The sequence below is a fragment of the Helicobacter canis genome (assembly GCF_008693005.1).
GTDB lineage: Bacteria > Campylobacterota > Campylobacteria > Campylobacterales > Helicobacteraceae > Helicobacter_B > Helicobacter_B canis.
Genome location: NZ_VXKE01000004.1, coordinates 21,309 through 37,834, shown reverse-complemented (window position 1 = coordinate 37,834; position 16,526 = coordinate 21,309). Strand labels below are relative to the sequence as shown.

General features: G+C 44.5%; 26 protein-coding genes. All 26 read left to right on the top strand.

What is annotated here, in order from left to right; genetic code table 11:
• The first annotated feature begins 60 nt into the window (after positions 1–60).
• The 26 genes from F4V45_RS01345 to F4V45_RS01235 all read left to right on the top strand — a co-directional run bounded on the left by F4V45_RS01345 (position 61) and on the right by F4V45_RS01235 (position 16,468).
• Positions 61–297 carry a hypothetical protein gene (locus tag F4V45_RS01345; protein WP_150336725.1) on the top strand — a complete coding sequence of 79 codons (237 nt, stop codon included), beginning with the start codon at positions 61–63 and terminating at the stop codon, positions 295–297.
• 46 nt (positions 298–343) lie between these two features.
• Positions 344–1,090 carry a hypothetical protein gene (locus F4V45_RS01340; RefSeq protein ID WP_150336724.1) on the top strand — a complete coding sequence of 249 codons (747 nt, stop codon included), beginning with the start codon at positions 344–346 and terminating at the stop codon, positions 1,088–1,090.
• Positions 1,091–1,257: 167 nt separating this feature from the next.
• Positions 1,258–1,761, top strand: coding sequence for a DUF5675 family protein (locus tag F4V45_RS01335; RefSeq protein WP_150336723.1), 504 nt, complete (start codon positions 1,258–1,260; stop codon positions 1,759–1,761).
• Positions 1,762–1,943: 182 nt separating this feature from the next.
• Positions 1,944–2,171 carry a hypothetical protein gene (locus tag F4V45_RS01330; protein WP_150336722.1) on the top strand — a complete coding sequence of 76 codons (228 nt, stop codon included), beginning with the start codon at positions 1,944–1,946 and terminating at the stop codon, positions 2,169–2,171.
• 67 nt (positions 2,172–2,238) lie between these two features.
• Entirely contained in the window at positions 2,239–2,718 is a 480-nt protein-coding gene (locus tag F4V45_RS01325) for a hypothetical protein (protein ID WP_150336721.1), read from the top strand.
• Between the two features lie 19 nt (positions 2,719–2,737).
• Complete coding sequence (locus F4V45_RS01320; RefSeq protein ID WP_150336720.1) at positions 2,738–2,926, top strand: hypothetical protein; 189 nt, start codon at positions 2,738–2,740, stop codon at positions 2,924–2,926.
• Positions 2,926–3,426: a hypothetical protein gene (locus tag F4V45_RS01315; RefSeq protein WP_150336719.1), complete on the top strand. Its 501-nt coding sequence runs from the start codon at positions 2,926–2,928 to the stop codon at positions 3,424–3,426. Before F4V45_RS01320 ends, F4V45_RS01315 begins: the two co-directional genes overlap by 1 nt.
• Positions 3,419–5,023, top strand: coding sequence for a terminase family protein (locus tag F4V45_RS01310; RefSeq protein WP_150336718.1), 1,605 nt, complete (start codon positions 3,419–3,421; stop codon positions 5,021–5,023). The genes F4V45_RS01315 and F4V45_RS01310 overlap by 8 nt, the downstream gene beginning before the upstream one ends.
• A gap of 388 nt (positions 5,024–5,411) precedes the next feature.
• The gene (locus F4V45_RS01305; protein ID WP_150336717.1) at positions 5,412–6,140 is read left to right on the top strand and encodes a hypothetical protein; all 729 of its coding nucleotides are present in this window, start codon (positions 5,412–5,414) and stop codon (positions 6,138–6,140) included.
• Between the two features lie 9 nt (positions 6,141–6,149).
• Positions 6,150–6,992: a coiled-coil domain-containing protein gene (locus tag F4V45_RS01300; RefSeq protein ID WP_150336716.1), complete on the top strand. Its 843-nt coding sequence runs from the start codon at positions 6,150–6,152 to the stop codon at positions 6,990–6,992.
• Positions 6,992–7,426, top strand: a complete 435-nt coding sequence (locus F4V45_RS01295; RefSeq protein WP_150336715.1) for a hypothetical protein — start codon at positions 6,992–6,994, stop codon at positions 7,424–7,426. Before F4V45_RS01300 ends, F4V45_RS01295 begins: the two co-directional genes overlap by 1 nt.
• A complete protein-coding gene (locus F4V45_RS01290; protein ID WP_150336714.1) occupies positions 7,405–7,998 on the top strand; it encodes a hypothetical protein in 594 nt (197 codons plus the stop codon). Before F4V45_RS01295 ends, F4V45_RS01290 begins: the two co-directional genes overlap by 22 nt.
• Before the next feature lie 321 nt (positions 7,999–8,319).
• Positions 8,320–8,454 carry a hypothetical protein gene (locus F4V45_RS09880; protein WP_281292466.1) on the top strand — a complete coding sequence of 45 codons (135 nt, stop codon included), beginning with the start codon at positions 8,320–8,322 and terminating at the stop codon, positions 8,452–8,454.
• Positions 8,455–8,944: 490 nt separating this feature from the next.
• A complete protein-coding gene (locus F4V45_RS09270; RefSeq protein ID WP_170235114.1) occupies positions 8,945–9,112 on the top strand; it encodes a hypothetical protein in 168 nt (55 codons plus the stop codon).
• A 391-nt stretch (positions 9,113–9,503) separates the two neighbouring features.
• Positions 9,504–9,815 (top strand): hypothetical protein, encoded by a 312-nt coding sequence (locus F4V45_RS01285; RefSeq protein ID WP_150336713.1) that lies wholly within the window; start codon positions 9,504–9,506, stop codon positions 9,813–9,815.
• Between the two features lie 234 nt (positions 9,816–10,049).
• Entirely contained in the window at positions 10,050–11,144 is a 1,095-nt protein-coding gene (locus F4V45_RS01280; RefSeq protein ID WP_150336712.1) for a tyrosine-type recombinase/integrase, read from the top strand.
• Positions 11,145–11,303: 159 nt separating this feature from the next.
• A complete protein-coding gene (locus F4V45_RS09265) occupies positions 11,304–11,474 on the top strand; it encodes a hypothetical protein (protein WP_170235113.1) in 171 nt (56 codons plus the stop codon).
• Between the two features lie 3 nt (positions 11,475–11,477).
• On the top strand, positions 11,478–12,764 hold the full coding sequence (locus F4V45_RS01275) for a phage replication initiator YdaU family protein (protein ID WP_150336711.1): 1,287 nt from the start codon (positions 11,478–11,480) through the stop codon (positions 12,762–12,764).
• Positions 12,757–12,987, top strand: coding sequence for a hypothetical protein (locus F4V45_RS01270; RefSeq protein ID WP_150336710.1), 231 nt, complete (start codon positions 12,757–12,759; stop codon positions 12,985–12,987). The genes F4V45_RS01275 and F4V45_RS01270 overlap by 8 nt, the downstream gene beginning before the upstream one ends.
• Entirely contained in the window at positions 12,980–13,276 is a 297-nt protein-coding gene (locus F4V45_RS01265; RefSeq protein ID WP_150336709.1) for a hypothetical protein, read from the top strand. The genes F4V45_RS01270 and F4V45_RS01265 overlap by 8 nt, the downstream gene beginning before the upstream one ends.
• A gap of 193 nt (positions 13,277–13,469) precedes the next feature.
• A complete protein-coding gene (locus F4V45_RS01260) occupies positions 13,470–13,757 on the top strand; it encodes a hypothetical protein (protein WP_150336708.1) in 288 nt (95 codons plus the stop codon).
• Complete coding sequence (locus F4V45_RS01255; RefSeq protein ID WP_150336707.1) at positions 13,747–14,151, top strand: YopX family phage-derived protein; 405 nt, start codon at positions 13,747–13,749, stop codon at positions 14,149–14,151. Before F4V45_RS01260 ends, F4V45_RS01255 begins: the two co-directional genes overlap by 11 nt.
• Positions 14,144–14,473, top strand: coding sequence for a hypothetical protein (locus tag F4V45_RS01250; RefSeq protein ID WP_150336706.1), 330 nt, complete (start codon positions 14,144–14,146; stop codon positions 14,471–14,473). The genes F4V45_RS01255 and F4V45_RS01250 overlap by 8 nt, the downstream gene beginning before the upstream one ends.
• A complete protein-coding gene (locus F4V45_RS01245) occupies positions 14,473–14,970 on the top strand; it encodes a DUF3310 domain-containing protein (RefSeq protein ID WP_150336705.1) in 498 nt (165 codons plus the stop codon). Before F4V45_RS01250 ends, F4V45_RS01245 begins: the two co-directional genes overlap by 1 nt.
• On the top strand, positions 14,967–15,302 hold the full coding sequence (locus F4V45_RS01240) for a hypothetical protein (RefSeq protein ID WP_150336704.1): 336 nt from the start codon (positions 14,967–14,969) through the stop codon (positions 15,300–15,302). Before F4V45_RS01245 ends, F4V45_RS01240 begins: the two co-directional genes overlap by 4 nt.
• Complete coding sequence (locus F4V45_RS01235) at positions 15,290–16,468, top strand: ATPase domain-containing protein (protein ID WP_150336703.1); 1,179 nt, start codon at positions 15,290–15,292, stop codon at positions 16,466–16,468. The genes F4V45_RS01240 and F4V45_RS01235 overlap by 13 nt, the downstream gene beginning before the upstream one ends.
• Positions 16,469–16,526: the final 58 nt, after the last annotated feature.

The window sequence follows — 16,526 nt, the reverse complement described above, 5'->3', positions numbered from 1 at the left end:
TTATACTCTTTGTGGCAAAATGGCTACTTTCTTTTACTTTATCAACTCAAGGAGCTCGGCATGAACAAGGCAAACGAGCGGGTAGTTAGTATCGGCGTTGTCTTTGACGAAGCTGATAGATTTGACACAACTTTTATGGACGCTATTATATCATCAGGCATAGCGGATAGTGGTTTAGAGTCAAATGGTGATGTATTTTTTGAGGATAATATGCAGGGCAAAAAGATGAGTGAAAAGGAGTTTGATAGCTTTTTACTTGAGTGCGACATAGATCCAAAGGATTTTAGAGAGTGGTAAAAGATCGGCACGATATTACATTTTTTACAAACTCTATGGGATTTTTATGCAGATTGACTCTGTTGCTTCGATAGTTTATGGACGCAATAGGTTTTTGATTAAAAGTTTTTTTGATTTTTATCTTAAAATGGCAAATAAAAAAGTTAATCCAGATGACAGAGCTAGGCTAAAAAATGATTGGAAAGAGTATGTAAAATTAAGAGGGCATTGCAAGGTGCCTTTTTTTGAAAATACCACTAGACATTCAAACTATTTACCTACTTTTGAAAATGATCCAAGTCTCACGCAAGAATTTTTACATTTAGCAAAAGCAGTGGAATACTACCAAAAATGGAGAAAATCTCTAAGCAAAGAAGAAATAAAGAAAATCTATATAGCAAATACAAAAGAGCGACACGCATACTATGCAAACAATTCTCTTGAAAAAATTGATGAACTTGTGGAATCCTGCGAAACAACCACTATGCAAAATAATCAAATCTTAAAACAAACATTGATTGAATTTCATAATGCTATATCGCACCTTCACGCTGTGATTTTATATTCTGGCGAAGCAAACAAGACAAGAGCGAAAAACCATTTTATACGAGGGGCTTTAGACTCATACAAGGCACTTATTAAAGATTACTACCATCTTTTAAGCGATGAAAGTAAAAAGCTAGAAGTTGATCGTATAAGAAAACTTCGAAAAATGGAATACCAAAATATTGGAAACGATGGTAATAAAAAGACAATTTTTGATGAATATGAAAATATAGCGCAAGATATTTTAAGACTCAAAAACTCAAAGTAATTTTTAACAACCACTGCAAAAATCTCCACTTTTACCCCTTTTTTTTAGTCTAGCAAAGAATCTACCATAGCGACAAACCTACGCAAAAGGGGCAAAATGCTTTTTATCACAAGCGCGATGATCGGCTTTAGCTTTGGGTTTTTCATCTATATTTTTAAGGACACGCAATGCTAACAATCATACTACAAAGAAAGAAAGAGTATAACAACATACAGAAACCACCAAATGCAAAAACAGGGCGCGTATATAAAACAGAGCCTAGCACAATCGGCGAGCTAGTAGTTACCGATGAGAGCGGGGCGCAATTATTTAAATGCTTTACTTGCGAGAATGGCGGACCAAGCACCGACACACCAAACCAAGATAAGCGCATAGTAGCGAGAACCTACCAACTTTACTGGACAGAGTCAAGCGTAGCACTCCCTAAAGAGTTTAAGCCCAAATGCTTAAGCACTTACAGCGATGAGCGCAAGGAACACAAAGGTCGCAGGATTCACATTCACATCGGCAATTATCCGCAAGACACGGAGGGGTGTATTTTGCTAGGCTATGCGGATAATGGCAATGGCACAATAGGCAGTAGCACTGACGCGGTGAAAAACTTTTATGACTTGGTGCAAAAGCACGGTGTAGAGAATTTTAGACTAGAAGTAAGGGAGATTCAGGCTTAGGATTCGGCTTTTGGGCTAAAAACGGCGATTGCTACGGCGAGCCTGCGGTCATTACCACTTTAGGTAACTCCCTTGACTCACCTTGCAAAGCCCCGTTTTTATCTCCAAAATCCTAGAATCCTTTGCAGACTTTTTTACAAAATGCCAGAAATCTAAAAAATAACTAGGTGGTAGGATTTTTGATGAGAAAGCTAAAAATGTTTTTTGTTTTAATCGCCGTGATTATAGCAGTGCTCACAGGCTGTGCTAGCACAAAGCGCGAGGCAGTTTATATACCAACTAAATGCAAGACAAAGCCACTCCCCAAGCCCACGCCTAGCAAAGACTCTAGCATAAGCCAAGATGTCGCAGAGATTTTGCAATATACAGAGCTGCTAGAGAGAGACCTAGCCTTTTGCAGGGGGGAGTAGTGAGAGGGCAAGGCTTCAAATCTATCGGCTTGCGCGCAAGACGCAAACCAGCTTTAGGAGTGTGTCGATGAAAAATTGGAATATTTGGTATCTAGCTGGAATCTTAGCTGTGATTTACTTCGGTAACTCTATGATAGAGTCTGTCAATGCTGCTATCAATAAAAACACAGATACACTTATGAAGCTACGCGCGGAAGCTCAAGCCATAGGCACGCAGCTCCAAAGTGATGAAAAAGAAAAAGCCCTTTTTTACAAACTACAAAAGAACCAAGATGTATGGGCAGGGACAGGGTGCGCACAATGTCATAGCACTTTGGATAATGCCTTGCCTTTGCGTAAAATCAGCGTAAGTGAAGCGATACAAATAGTGAGAAATGGCAATGAGCGCACGCGCGCTGGTGGTATGCCAACTTATGCCGCTAGAGCTAGCAGGGATAAAAATAGCATAACCGATGCGGATTTAAAAGTGCGCCTTGATACACTCTATACAAAAGAGTTTTTTTTAGACTATGCACAAGCTAAAGATGCCCCAGCAGGTAGCAGATAGTGTTTGGGGGGGGTGCTAGATGAGAGAATGGGCAATATGGAAGCTAAAGCGCATAAAGCAAGGCATATGCGATACCTTTAGCGATGTGATTATAGCCATAAGGGTGTTTATAGACTTTTATGGGCAAGGGATTATGGTGGGGATAATTTATCTAGTCTTTGCTTTGGTGGGGGCTTTGATTATCTGGGATATTGGGAGTAAAATCTAATGGATGATAAAGTAGAGTTAATTTACAAAGTGCTTATAGCCTTAAGTGCTGGTGTCTTTGGCGTAGCGATTGCAATTACCGCGCAGCATATCAAGCTTATCGGTATGCCTCGCGCCCTAATTTTACTAGCTCTAAGCGTGCAAGTGATTTTATCTCTAGGGGTTTTCTTAGGGGTGATGATAGGCTTTAGAAGTGGATTTCTGCCAGAAGTCATTCCAAATGATGACTGGAGCGCACTCACAGCGGCTTACCTACTCTCTAGTATCCCACACATTGCAGTAGCCACAGGTATCACAATCTATAACAAAGAGATAAATAAATGGCTAAAAGAGCGATATGGAGATAATACTACGCTGCCTAGTATGGAGGGGGCTTTAAACAAAGATGTGAAAAAGGCTTATGATGAAAGCGTGAAAGTGGAGGACCTAGCCCCAAAAGAGCCAGAGATTAAAATCTGCGAGACTTGCGGACAAGAAGTATGCGAGCATAAGAATGATTAGAGAGAAGCTAGAATCCCTAAAGCTAACACCGCAAAAAAAGCAAGCCTTGCAAGAGATAAAAACACGCGTAAGCGCGCGGGAGAGTCTTTATAATTTCCTGCGCTTAAAGTGGGAGCGATACAATCTAGCCCCCTTTTTGGAAAACTGGCACTTCATCTACCTAAGTGAGATTCTAAGCCATACCGACTACCACTACGCCAAAGACAAGGGCGCAGAAAATATCACGCGTTTAATGCTCAATATGCCCCCAAGCTATGGCAAGACAGAGCTACTAGCACGCACTTATATCGCTTGGAGTCTGGGCAGAAATAAGCAAAAAAAGTTTATCTACATCTCTTACAGCGATGATCTCTGCCGCAAGATCTCAAACCAAGTGCGAGACTTAATGAAAAGTAGATTCTACCAGCAGATCTTTGGGGAAACGCTCTTTTTGCAAGATAATGCCAGCGAGTTTGTGCTAAAAGAGGGCGGCGGACTTTTTGTAACGACTTTGAAAGCCGCAATTACAGGCTTCCACGCGCACCAAATTTTGATCGATGACCCCATAAAAGTAAGCGAGATGAGCTCTAAAGCCGCACGCGACCTAGTCAATCAAAACTTCAAAGAAAGCGTGCTCTCTCGCTTGCAAGACAACAGGAGCAATATCACAATCCTAATGCAACGCCTAGGCGATGATGATCTATGCGGATTTTTACTAAACCCTAAAAACTTCGATGAAGCCACGATCGCGCAGTGGCGAGTAGAGACACTAAAAGCCACGCAAGAGCAAGCCCAAACCTACACGATATGCGACTACAGCTATGAGCGCAAGCCAAAAGAGCCACTCTTTGAGAAGCGGCACAACGCCAAAGAGCTAGAAGCCCTGCGCTTGCAAATGGGCAATGATGAGTTTAGCACGCAGTATTTACAAGAGCCAATGGTCAGCGAGAGCGGCTACTTTGATCCTGCTTTGTTTAAACTCGTGCATAACTACGAACTAGGAGAGAGCTTAGAATACATCTTTGTCGATAATGCCACCAGCACCAACACCAAAGCAGACAACCGCGCCATAGTCGTAGTGAGCGTGGAGAGCGTAGAGAGCGCGAACCGCTACTGCGTGCGTGATTGTATCTATGGGATTTGGGAGGAGAGCCAAACGGCAAGCCACATCATCGACATAGGGCTAAAGTATCCAAAAGCTAGAATCTTTATAGAAAGTGATGGCGGGGGCATAGCACTAGAGCGGATTTTACACCAAGAAATCATCAAGGCAAACACAAAGCTAAAGGCGCGAGCACAACCGCTAATGACAAATAGCATAGAAGTCTATACACCAAGCCGCAAGCTAGCAAAGGTCGATAAGATTAAGGCGATAAAGCCATTTTACAACACGGGGTATTTATGCTTTAGCGCGAGTGCGCAGGGGCTAGGGCAGATGAAAAGGGAGCTTTTTAGCTTCAATCCAGAAAAGCCCTTTAGGAAAGATGACTGCATAGACGCGCTTGCAAGTGCGATCAACCACGCAAGTGTCAAAGCCCCAAGCCCAAGAGCGCAAAAGCCGCTAGAATCTAGGGGGCGGAGGTTTAGCGCGGGGCGTAGAGTCGCGTGGAATATATAACTAGGCGCACTTTGCTTTGCCGCGCTTTTGCTAGATTCTACGGCAGTGCCTGCGGTCATTACCACTAAGGTAACTCCCTTGCCACTACCTTGAAAGCTAGCAAAATCATCGGCAAATCCAAGCGCGAACGACTAACCTTAAAGGGAAATAGCGCGTGAAACTTTAAAGCTTACATATCAAGTGCGGTTTTTATCCCTATACACAAGACAAAAGCAATGCTACCAAATATCGTGCCAAATACTAGTAACTCTAACATTTTACCCCTTTTATAAATGCTTAGATTCTAGCATAGTGTGGAAGTATTTGTGCCAGATCTAAAACCCCCGCAAAAGTGGAGAAAATGCACAAATTGTGTTTTTAAAAATGCCAAAACTCAAAGGAGTAGTAAATGAGTATTTTAGCCCAATACGCCCAAAACATCGCCCACGCCGCCAACAATGTCCAAAATGCCTACGCCGCCCAAGCCCAAGTGCAAGCAGAGGGCGCAAGAGCAAGCCAAGCAGCACTAGCAGGGATCAAAGAGAGTTTTGATAAAAGCGAGCAGATGAAGCTAGAGCAGCAAAAGCTTGATACTGAAAGAGAGCTAGCCACGCAAAGGGCAGAGGAGGAGGGGAAGTTTCTAAAAGTTATAGCCCTAACGGATAAAGTCGGCGACCCAGCAAAAGCTATGGAGATAGTCAATGCCCAAACCGAGCAAGCAAGAGCGCAGAGAGCGGCAAACGCCCCGCAGAGAACAAGCCTAAGTGACCTAGCAGTAGGAGGAGTGCCAGCAGCGGTCGTAGGAACTGCTAAGGCTGGAAAATGGGCGTGGGATAAGACCAAAGGCGCGATAGCAAACTACCAAAGCAAAAAGGCTAGCCAAAGTGAGCTGGGGCAACAAATCGGCGCAAATTTTAGCGGCGCAGATACAACCCCAAGCGCACTTAAGCCCAAACCCACCAAAGCTAGCAAGCTTACACAGAATCTAACCACCCCACCAAACACGCAAGCACTAAGCCAAAAAGCCCTAGCCCAAATGCCAAACCCACAAGGCACACCCAAAGGCTATGGCAGCTTCACAGGCTACACAGGCGGACTCTCATCACTGCACGACACCACCACCCCCCTACTCAAATAAGGAGAGAGAATGGCACAACTACTACAAGAAAAGCTACAAAAGCTAAACGAGCTAGAATCTAAGCTACAAGCTATCGTGCAAGAAGCGCGAGAGAGCCTAGAGCAAAGCTTAGCGCAAAGCTTGCAAGAGAGCAAGCAAGAGCTAGAATCTAGCAGCACACAAACCCTAAAAGCCACGCAAGCAAAGCTACAAGCCCACATCGCAGAAAAGCTAGAGCAAAGCGTGCTAGATACGCAAAGAAGCATAGCAAGGGAGATAGCAAAACTTAAGAGCGAGTTTGAAGCAAGCTTTACAGGCGAGCTAGACTCACGCCTGCAAGAGCATATCACACGCTTTGAGAGAGAAGCCATACAAACGCTAGAATCTAGCCTAGCAAGCACGCTAGCCCAAAGCCTGCAAGAGAATGAAGTTTTACTAGAGAGCTTGCAAGAGCACGCGCAAAAAGCCGCGGAGCAAGTAGCAAACACGATAGACTACCAAAGCCTACTAGACTACACCAAAATCCAAGCCGAGCCAATCGCCAAAGAGCTAGCAAAAGAGCCAAGCACACAAGAGCTAATCAAGCAAAGCGCAAAGCAGAGCACAGAACAATACCTAGCAGACCCAAGCAGCGAGCTAGTGCAGACCCTAGAAAAGCACGCCAAGCAGATCTATAAGCAAGCTTTAGGCAGTGATGAGATTATAAAAGATCGCTATGAGAGCAAGCTACGCTTACTTTGCCTAAAAATCTTTGGCACACAAGAGCTAGTAGAAAATATTTTACTAGAATCTACAAGGCTTTGGGAGCTAGCCCAAGGCAAGCCCGAGAAGCCACAAGGCGCGATTAAAAACAACATCGTAGTGGTGCGCTGATGAGAGAGGTAAGAAACAGCGAGCAGACGCGCGAGATAAGCATATACAACAGCTATGGGATCTGTGTAAAGAGCTTTACCCTAGAGCCAAGCCAAAGCACGCTGATGCCTTTAAGCACAGGAGAGCTAATGTGCTTTGAGAGCTGCGATAGAGCACTATACATCTATGGCGGCGAGGGGGAAATAGGGATTGAGAGCTGCTATAGAGAGTGGGACTTTGAGGGCATAGAAGCGGGAAGGCTTGATGAGTTTTTGCAAAGTGGCAGGGCGGATCTACTGCCAAGCAAGAGCAGGCAGAAGTATTTAGACTTTAAGACTTTAAGTGAAATCAACTTGCAAGCTGGCAGAGACATACTCACGCCGCCAAGGTATTTAGAGCTATGGAGAGAGCTACTAGAGCTAGGGGGGAGAAAATGCAAGCTAATAAAGCTATAACACACATTCGAGCACTTTTGCGCGATGATGAGTATGAGAGCTTGCACATAAGCGATCGTGCTATTTTAGAGCGACTTAGTGTCGTGCAAAACGACCTTATAGCCGAGTTTGGCGAGAATATCCATATTTTGGAGCTTGAAGCGAGCGAGCAGTTTGAGCTAGAAGCTGAAATCGCTAGAATCTATAGCATAACTTTAGATGGGCGCGAGATACCCACGGCAATTTTCGCTAAGGCGTGGGAAATGCAAGGCGCGCGATTCACCCACTACGGAAGCAACCGCTACGGCGTGCTAGGGCTTAATGGCGTGCGCGAGCGAGAGCTAAAAATATGCGCTAGTCTCTATGCTGGGGCTTTGCGCGGAGCTAGCGACACACTAGCACTTGGGGAGAGCTATGCTAGGGCTTTGGCTTTAGGGGTTTTATGCGAGTTTTTACTCATAGAGACCCACCCGCAGAACTTGCAGAAGCTACAATTCTACCGCGCGGAGTATGAGAGAGCTAAGGGAACTCTACGCGCTGGGAAAAATCGCGCGATGAACCCGCCCACACTCTACACAAGGGCACAGGCGTAGGGGCTTTGTGGTTTGCTTGGCTTGGTTTGCGTGCGCTCTTGGTTTGACTCGCGAGCCCACACATTCAAACCCCCCGTCAAAGCCATACACCGACCACTTTCAAAGCCGTTTTCAAAGCCGACCCACACATTTTTGAACCCGCCCACACTTTGACAGAGCCCCTTTTTCAAGCCCAACACATTAAAAGCCCCACATTAAAAAGCGTGCGCAGGGGAGATTTGAAGCGAGCTTGACAAAAGGGGAGAGAGGCAAATAGTTTAAAATAGGGCTAATTTGTGTAAAAATGGCGCGCTTTTTGCGGAGCGTGGGCGTGGAGTGCAAATGCAAAAATGCAAAAGCCTAGAGTATCGCGCGTGTTTGGGTAGGCGGCGCGAGCGCGTGGAAGTGCGCTTGGTGCGTGCTTGGGCTGAGTTTGTCCGCAGGCTTGTCGCGTGGAATCCGCGTGCTAGATTCTAGCTAGGTTTTGTAAGGGGTGGGGGTTTGGGTTTGTTTAGTTTTAGCGGGTTTGCGTGCGTAGGGGCTTTGCAAGAGGTTTTAGAAGCTTTGATTTCTGGGGGCTTGCAAAGATTTTGCAAAATTTATGCAAAAATAGAGTGCTTTTGCGCTACAATTTGCGCCGATCGGTTTAGGTCGTGTTATTTGAAAGCTGTGCCAGATTGTGCCAAATGTTTAAGGCTTGGGCGTGTGCCAATGCAGTGCGCCAATGTTTGAAGGTGGTAGGTTTGCGCGTGGGGCTTTGCGGTTCTACGGAGCTTAAGAGGCTTTGCGTGCGTGCTTTAAGCGCGTTGCTTGGCTTTTGCGCTGCGAAGTGCTGCTCTTGAACAAAGTCTCTCACAATGCGCGTGGGTTGGCTTTTGCGCTACGCCAGCACTTGCTCGCTTTACGCCTTAATCCATCACTATTCCGCTCCCCCTTTTCACCCCTAGAATCTACTTTCTAGGAAAAAATGAAAATTTTGGGCAAGTGGAAAGGCGGGGTAAAGGTAGGGACAAAGGTAGCAAATACCCTTAAAATCGTGGGGAGAGCCTTTAGGATTTTAGGAAATTCTGGGGGATTTGGGGGGGTCAAAGCCCCACCGCCCTGTGCCAACTCTGTGCCAAAGATGTCAAACTAGCGTAAAATGTGCAAAAAAGCCTGCAAATTTCAAGCTTTCTTTTCTCAAATGGTTTATAACCTACTCGCGCGCTTTGCTTGCTTGTAGAGTTTAGAAGCTAGCACTCTCAAAACATAGCACGCTTTGGGGGACCCACTCACTCGCTTATAGGTTTAGAAGTAGGACTCTAAGCTAGGTGTGAGAAACAAAAAATCCGTGTGTGGTGCGCTTGCGCTTTTGTGAGATGTAAAGAGCTCTCAAAAGTATGAGCGAGCAAGGTGTGGGGGACTCGGAACGCTCATCGTAGGCGAAGCAGGTTTCTTTAGAAAAGCCCAATACACCATCTAGTTTGACTCTCCCAGCTTTCAAATAACACGATCTTTACCGATACAAACTTCCAAAAGGAGCAAGTATGGAAAAAGATTTTTGTGTGGAAATCGTGGATCAGTGTGGGCGTGTGTTTGTTACGCACCCTAGCATACAAGCGGCGAAAGAGTATCTAGCAGAGCTGCCGACAATCCCAAACGCTAGGGAAAGTTTAAAAATCTTAGGCGTAGAAAAGCTAAAGATCATAATAAAGCTAGATAATGATGTGGGCGTGTGTGTGGGGTATATCCTGCTAGATCCAAAAATCACCATAGAGACTAGCTGGAAATGCTGGGAAGCGATCAAGCCGAGTCCGTTTAGCTTACTATATGGAGGGGGGATGTATGGGGGTGTGTAAAAAAGTGGATAGGATTAAACACCTGCAAAGGATTCTAGGATTTGCGATGAGAAAACAAGCGAAGCGGTGCAAGGCGAAGCCGCAGCAGGTTTCTTTAGTAAATCTTTGCTTTGCGAGCGCGTGCAAGGGCGCATACTTGGTGTGTATGTAACCGCAGCGCGTGCGAAGCAATCAAAGATTTATCGCGCAAAGCCGAATCCACTAGCGAGAAACTAGCTAAAGGAGTAAAACCAAATGGAACTACATATCAAAAAATCGCACATAAGAAATCGCAACGGCATCGCCTATATCGACTGCCATACCAACCTAGGACGCCTGCGCTTCAGTGCTGGAGAGGCATATAAAAGTGAGAGCCTAGCAGACATCGCTAGCCGTATAAAAGAGCTTTGCATAACCTTTTTGCAAGGGCAAAAGGTAAGCCAAAGAGCAGAAGCGACAAAGCAAGAGGATTTAAGCGACTTTAAGACCCTGTGGGAGCACTACCTGCGCGTGCGCTGTGGGCACTTGAAGCCCCAGACGATTAAGTCCTATAAAATGCACTTTAGAGCTCTTGAGCGTAAGATCACCTATAACTTTGTTGGGCTACTAGATCAAAACGCTTATGATCAAATCACCAAAGATATGCCAAAGCCGCGCGTGGTGTTTTTCAACCGCTTGGTGAGCTACGCCAAAGAAGCAGGCGTGATCACAGAGCGCATAATCTTGCGCAAAGAGAGAAAGGCGATCATCAAAGAGCCAGATATAAAGCCCCTAAACTTGCAAGAAGCAGAAATGCTACTGCGCTACTGCGAAATGCGCGCACAAAGCGAGAAAAGGTGGCTAGAAGTGCGCAACTACCTAGGCTTTGCGATCTTTAGCGGTGCTAGGCTTGGCGAGATTCTAGCCCTAGAGTCAAACGATGTGGATTTAGAAAACGACAAAGTCTATATCTGCAAATCTAAAGAGCGATACACAAACACGATCGGCACGACCAAGACAGGCAAGGCGCGCTATATCGACCTACTAGAAAACGCCAAAATCGCCCTAGAGTCGCAAATGCTCCTCCAAGCAAGCAAGCGATCTAAGAAGCATAACAGGCTCTTTGACTTCAATGAAAAGGAGCTTATGAGTCTATGGCTAGAAGCTCTCGGCGCGTGTGGGCTTGAGCGGCGTGTGCTCTACCAAACACGCCATAGCTTTGCCACGATAATGCTAGTCAATGGCGAGGAGCCGCTATGGATCTCTGCAATGCTAGGGCATAGCTCGCTAAATACGACTTTTACGCATTATGTGAAGTATATACCTATCAAAAGACAACGCGCGGAGTTTGTCCATTTTAAACTTGGATAAAGCCAACGGCAAAACTAAAAAGGAGCAAGAATGAAAAAACTCTTTGACTACTTAAGAAAAAAAGGGCTTTTGGTTGTGAGTGATCACCTAGTGTTTATGGTGCTAGGCGTGATTATTTACGCGCTTTTTTTGCGCGAGATTTTATAAAGGAGTTGAAAAATGATTCTAGTGTTTGACTGCCCATCGTGTGGGCGAGAAAATGAGCTAGCTATCGAGCTAGAAAATGAGTTTGACTACATCGAGCAAGATGAGAGCAAGGAGCTAGTTATTGTGTGTGCAGAATGTGAAAACGAAGTGGATTTAGAGATGATTGTAAGCGTAAAGGAGTAGGAAATGAAAACACTAATTTATCAAGGTAAAGAAATCGAGTTAAATTACTCTACAACGCTAAATCATTTAATCCCTCACCAGCTGTGGCAGTGTGGGCTAAGTCTCCCAGCCCTAGGGCTTGCGGGCTATCTCTACACGCTGCCAAAGCAGTGGCGGCTAAGTGTTACCCACCTTAGCAAGCAGCTTGCTATGTCTAAAAACACTTGCAGAAAGTATCTCAAAGAGATTTTCACCAACCCTAAAGCGCGCGAAGTCTTTAAGGTCAAGGAAGTGGAGATTAACACCTATGACTTTGAAGAGGGTTTTACTGCGTATGACTACGCTAGCGATAAAGAGGAGCTAGAGAACTTCACTTCATCTGTGGCAAAAGATGTGAGCGAGCCAAATCGCAAAAGAGTGCTACTAATCCAAACGCAGCAGCAACGCTACCTTTTGAATCTATGTTTTAGTATTAAGGATTCAGCTTTTCTAAAGAAACCTGCTGCGGCTTCGCCTTGCACCGCTGTCGCTGGTTTTGGGCTAGAATCCCAAGACGATAAAAAAGTGGATTCTAGTTATATCGCAAAAAATCTAAACAACTCCGCAAAGGATTCTAGGATTTGCGATGAGAAATCTTTGCTTTGCGAGCAAGCACAAGGGAGTTACCTTAGTGGTAATGACCGCAGGGTTTGCGAAGCAATCAAAGATTTATCGCGCAAAGCCGAATCCACCAGCGAAAAAAATCACCCAAAAAACGCTCAAAATTTGAGCACTATAAAAAGAGATTCTAAAGAATCTCTTAAAGATAGTAGTTCTAAACGCACGCGCGAAAAATCAAACAACGATCTAACTAGCTTTTTAGACTTGCAGAGCTTTAGTCAAAACGAACAAGAAGCCATTAAGCTTTGGATACGCTACAAGCAAGAATCTACTAGAAAGCCCTTTAAACCGAGTCAAATCGACTTCCAGCTACGCAAAATAACAAGACTAAAAGAGCAGGGGCAGGATATTTGCGCCGTGATTGAAAAAAGCTTAGATATGGGCTGGCAAGGACTATTCCCCCAAAGGGATTTAGCTTTTCTAAAGAAACCTGCTGCGGCTTCGCCTTGCACCGCTGTCGCTGGTTTTGGGCTAGAATCGCGGATTTCATCGCCGCGCTTGTGCGATAGACACCCAAGTCTTATCTCCGCGCACGGCTCGAAAAGCCACGATTCTAGCTCCAAAATCTTAGAATCCCAAGTGATAGGGGTAAAGCCCAAAATGCCCAAAAATATCGGCGGCAAATCCGTTTTAAGGGTTGAAAATGTGTAAAAAAGTAGTTTTGTGGATTCTAAAAACGCCAAAGGATTCTAGGATTTTTGATGAATTTTGTGCGCTGCGAGAAAAAGCACAAGGGAGTTACCTTAGCGGTAATGACCGCAGGGCTTTTTTGACGCTCGCGCAAAAGTCGCAAAAAGCCGAATCCACCAACCCAAAACAAGCAAAGCGCAGTTTCTTTAGAAAAGCCAACGCCAAAGGGGGCGAAAATGCTTAGGGAGAAAGAGCATAGCCCAAAGTTGTTCCTAGACTCTAGCACGCTAGATTTTATCTCTAGCGTAGCGAGCTTCTATGGGATCAGCCGCAGTGAAGTCGTAGAGTGGGCAATATGCGCAAGCTTACGCCCTTATGACAAAGCCTTTAAAATCGCTACAAGGAGAATCTATGCAAGGTGCCAAGCAGAGAAAAAAGTTCAAAATGCGCGCAAGCAACAAAGCAAAGCTAAGAGCCCAAGCACGCAAGAGGGGCTTAAGTCAAAACAGCTTTTTGATCAAAGAGCTTACTAGGCTAGAGCAACACCTAAGGGCAACAAACCTATTTTTTGTGAGTGAGAAGTGAATTTTACAAAACGCCAGAAATCTAAAAAAGTAATAGGCGGAAGGATTTTTGATGAGAAAACCTGCGATAGCGTGAGCTCGCACCGCTTCGCTGGTTTCTTTAGTAAAAGCGCGCAAAAAGCCAACGCCAAAAGGAGTAGAAATGATTAACCTACAAGAATTTATCAAAGGCAACAACATCAACCAAAGCTTTGTTAGCTGGTGTAAAAAGCTAGGTGTAAGCTTTGATTATATCAAAGTCCAAGGCGAGCAGAGAGCCTACAAGGCAAAGGCGATGAAGCGCACCGAGCTAGAGAAGTTTATACGCAAAGGCAAAGAGCAAGTAGCAAAATATCCACGCTTAAATATTGAAGCCGAAGCGGGGCTAGTATCTTTACTTAGAATCCTAGAGCGAGCCTTAAAGCTAGAAATGAGACAAAATGAAGCTTAAAGACTTTGATTTTAGAATTTGGGACAGCAACACAAATAAATTTATAGAATTTACCATTAGCGATAACATAAGAGCTATACCAAGAAAGAGCGATGACTTAGTTTTGGAGCTATGGAGCGGATTTTATGATAGCAAAGGCACAAAGATTTACGAGGGTGATATAGTCAAATACGATTCAAGGACAAACCCACTAGTAGTAGTTTTTGAGAGAAACACATTTTACATTGTGGATACAAGCATAGAGAAGCATTTGCAAGTGGATTGTGGCACACGCCTACAAGGTATATATGATAACGGAAGCAATGGCTACACAAACCAAAAGCTAGAGTGCTTGCAAGTGCTAGGCAATATCCACGAAAATGCGGAATTATTAAAGGAGCTTAAAAATGAGTAAAACAACGATTCTAGCCGTATGCATAGCATTTATAACGCTTATAGGTTTCATATCAACGCTTAGTGTGTGGAATCACAATCAAGGCAAAGAGATAGCCAAGCTTAAGAGCGAGCTAGCAAACGCAAGCACACTTTTACAAGCACAAAACGCGCAGATTCTGCAAGATAAGCTAGACCTAGAAGCTTACCAAGCAAAAGCGCAAGAAGTAAGGGAGCGAGTAATAACGCGCTATGTTAATACAAGCACACAGGATAAGGTTTGCGAAGCACAATTAAGCGCGATTAAGCAAGCTTTACAAATATTTTACGCAAGGAGTAAGTAATGAAACAAGACGCAATCACCCCCAAACACTACAAAGCAGGCAAGGTGGAGTGTATAGACGCGCTAGAATCTGCTACCACACACAAGCAAGGCATAGAAGCAGTATGTGTAGCAAATATTATCAAGTATCTTTGGCGATACGAAGCAAAGGGTGGTGTGCAAGACTGCAAAAAAGCTAAGTGGTATTTAGAAAGGTTGATTTGCCATTTAGAGACAAAAGAGAAGAGCAAGGATTGTGTGGATTGCCACGCGGACAAGTCCGCTCGCAATGACAGAAAAACAAACGCACAAGCACCAAAAGTGGATTCTAGCAAAAACGAGCAAAGCAACAATTCTACCCCAACAACTAGGCGGCAGGATTTTGGAGATAAAAATGGGGCTTTGCGAACGCGCACAAGGGAGTTACCTTTAGCGGTAATGACCGCAGGGCGCGTGAAGCAATCGCCATTTTTAGCCCAAAAGCCAACGCCAAAAACTAGAAAGGAGGTTTTAAAATGAAAAAACAAGACTTTATCAACTTCTTACAATCTCAAAGCAACATAACCCTAAGCGAGTTTTTCTGCCAGAATCTCAATGGCTTTATAAACACCGCACAAGAGAGTGAGCTAGAGAGTTTAAGTAGCAAGATACTTCATAGCAAGAAGCGATTTATCAATGACATAGACTTTTTAGAAATGCTAAAAATGCTCTTTTGGGAGCAAGCAGGCAAGAGAGCGGCAAAAAGTAAAATCGAAAAATACAAAGGCAGCCGCTATGAGGAGCAATACTTGCTCTCAATGTATTTTTACAAGCAAGAAGTGCAGAAAAGGAGCTTAGAATGGATACTTTAGAATCCCTAGAGCAAGAGATTTTACTCTCAATGGTGCATTATAAAGAGGATATCGATGAGTTTCTAGGCATAACGCCGCGCCAAGTCTTTAGCAAAAAGGGCGGCATAATCCTAGATAAAATCCTAGCCTTGCAGAGCAAAAAGGCTCTTAGCACCCATAGCCTTATGAACGCACTAACGACAGAGCAGCAAGGCGATGAATATGTGCTTGAGCTTTTTAGCAAGACTCCAAACTCAAGCTTTGTCAATCTAGCCCAAGAGCTCATCACTGTGTATAAGCTAAAAAAGCAAAAAGAAAATGGGCTTAAGATGATAAAGGCAAGCGATAACAACACGCTTTTAGATCTCACAATGCTTGATAAGGCGGTGGAATCTAACGAGTATAAAAACCTAGCGCAGTGGATCGACTACTACGCCACACGCCCAGAGCAGCCCAAGTTTAAGAGCAAAATTAGCTTTTTAGACAGCGTGTTTGACGGGGGGATAGAAGTAGCCCAGCTTGTGCTCATCAGCGGAGACCCAGAAGCAGGCAAGACCACGCTAGGACTGCAAATTTTAGAAAACATCTCCCACTATGCAAAGGTAGGATTTTTCAGCTTTGAATTTACGATCGAGCAGTATATCCGCGCCAAAAAGGCAGAGCGCAAGCCGCCCAACCTTGAAAATATGTATATCATAAACGAGGGCTATGAGCTCTACACCATAGCGCAGAATATTAAGAATCTCTATCGGCAGGGGGTGAAAGTCTTTTTGATCGACTCACAGATGAGAATCACCAGCCCACAAGGCAGAAATATGGAGGAAGAAGAGTCGCTAAAATTTAGCCTGCTTGCCAAGCTGTGCCACTCTATGGGGATTTTAGTGTTTTTAATCGTGCAAACTTCTAAGAGCGATCGCGATAATCCTATGGGGAGCAAAAAGGGCGGACACGAAGCCAGCGTGATAATCCGCATAGAACACTGCAAGGCAGAGATCGAAGCTCTAAGGGAGTTTAGCGAAAATAGCCGAATGGTGATTTTGAAAAAAAACAAGCAAACGGGCAAGCACTTCAAAGAAAAGGTGGCGTTTAATCCCGACACACGCAAGTTTTCTAGCATAGAAGTGGGGGGTGGGGAGATTGTGGAGGAGGTGGAGATGGATAAAGTGTTAGAAATAGTATCGATATAGATTCAGCTTTGGGTGAGCGATGCGATTGATTGCGCGGTTTTTATGGTAACCGCAGACC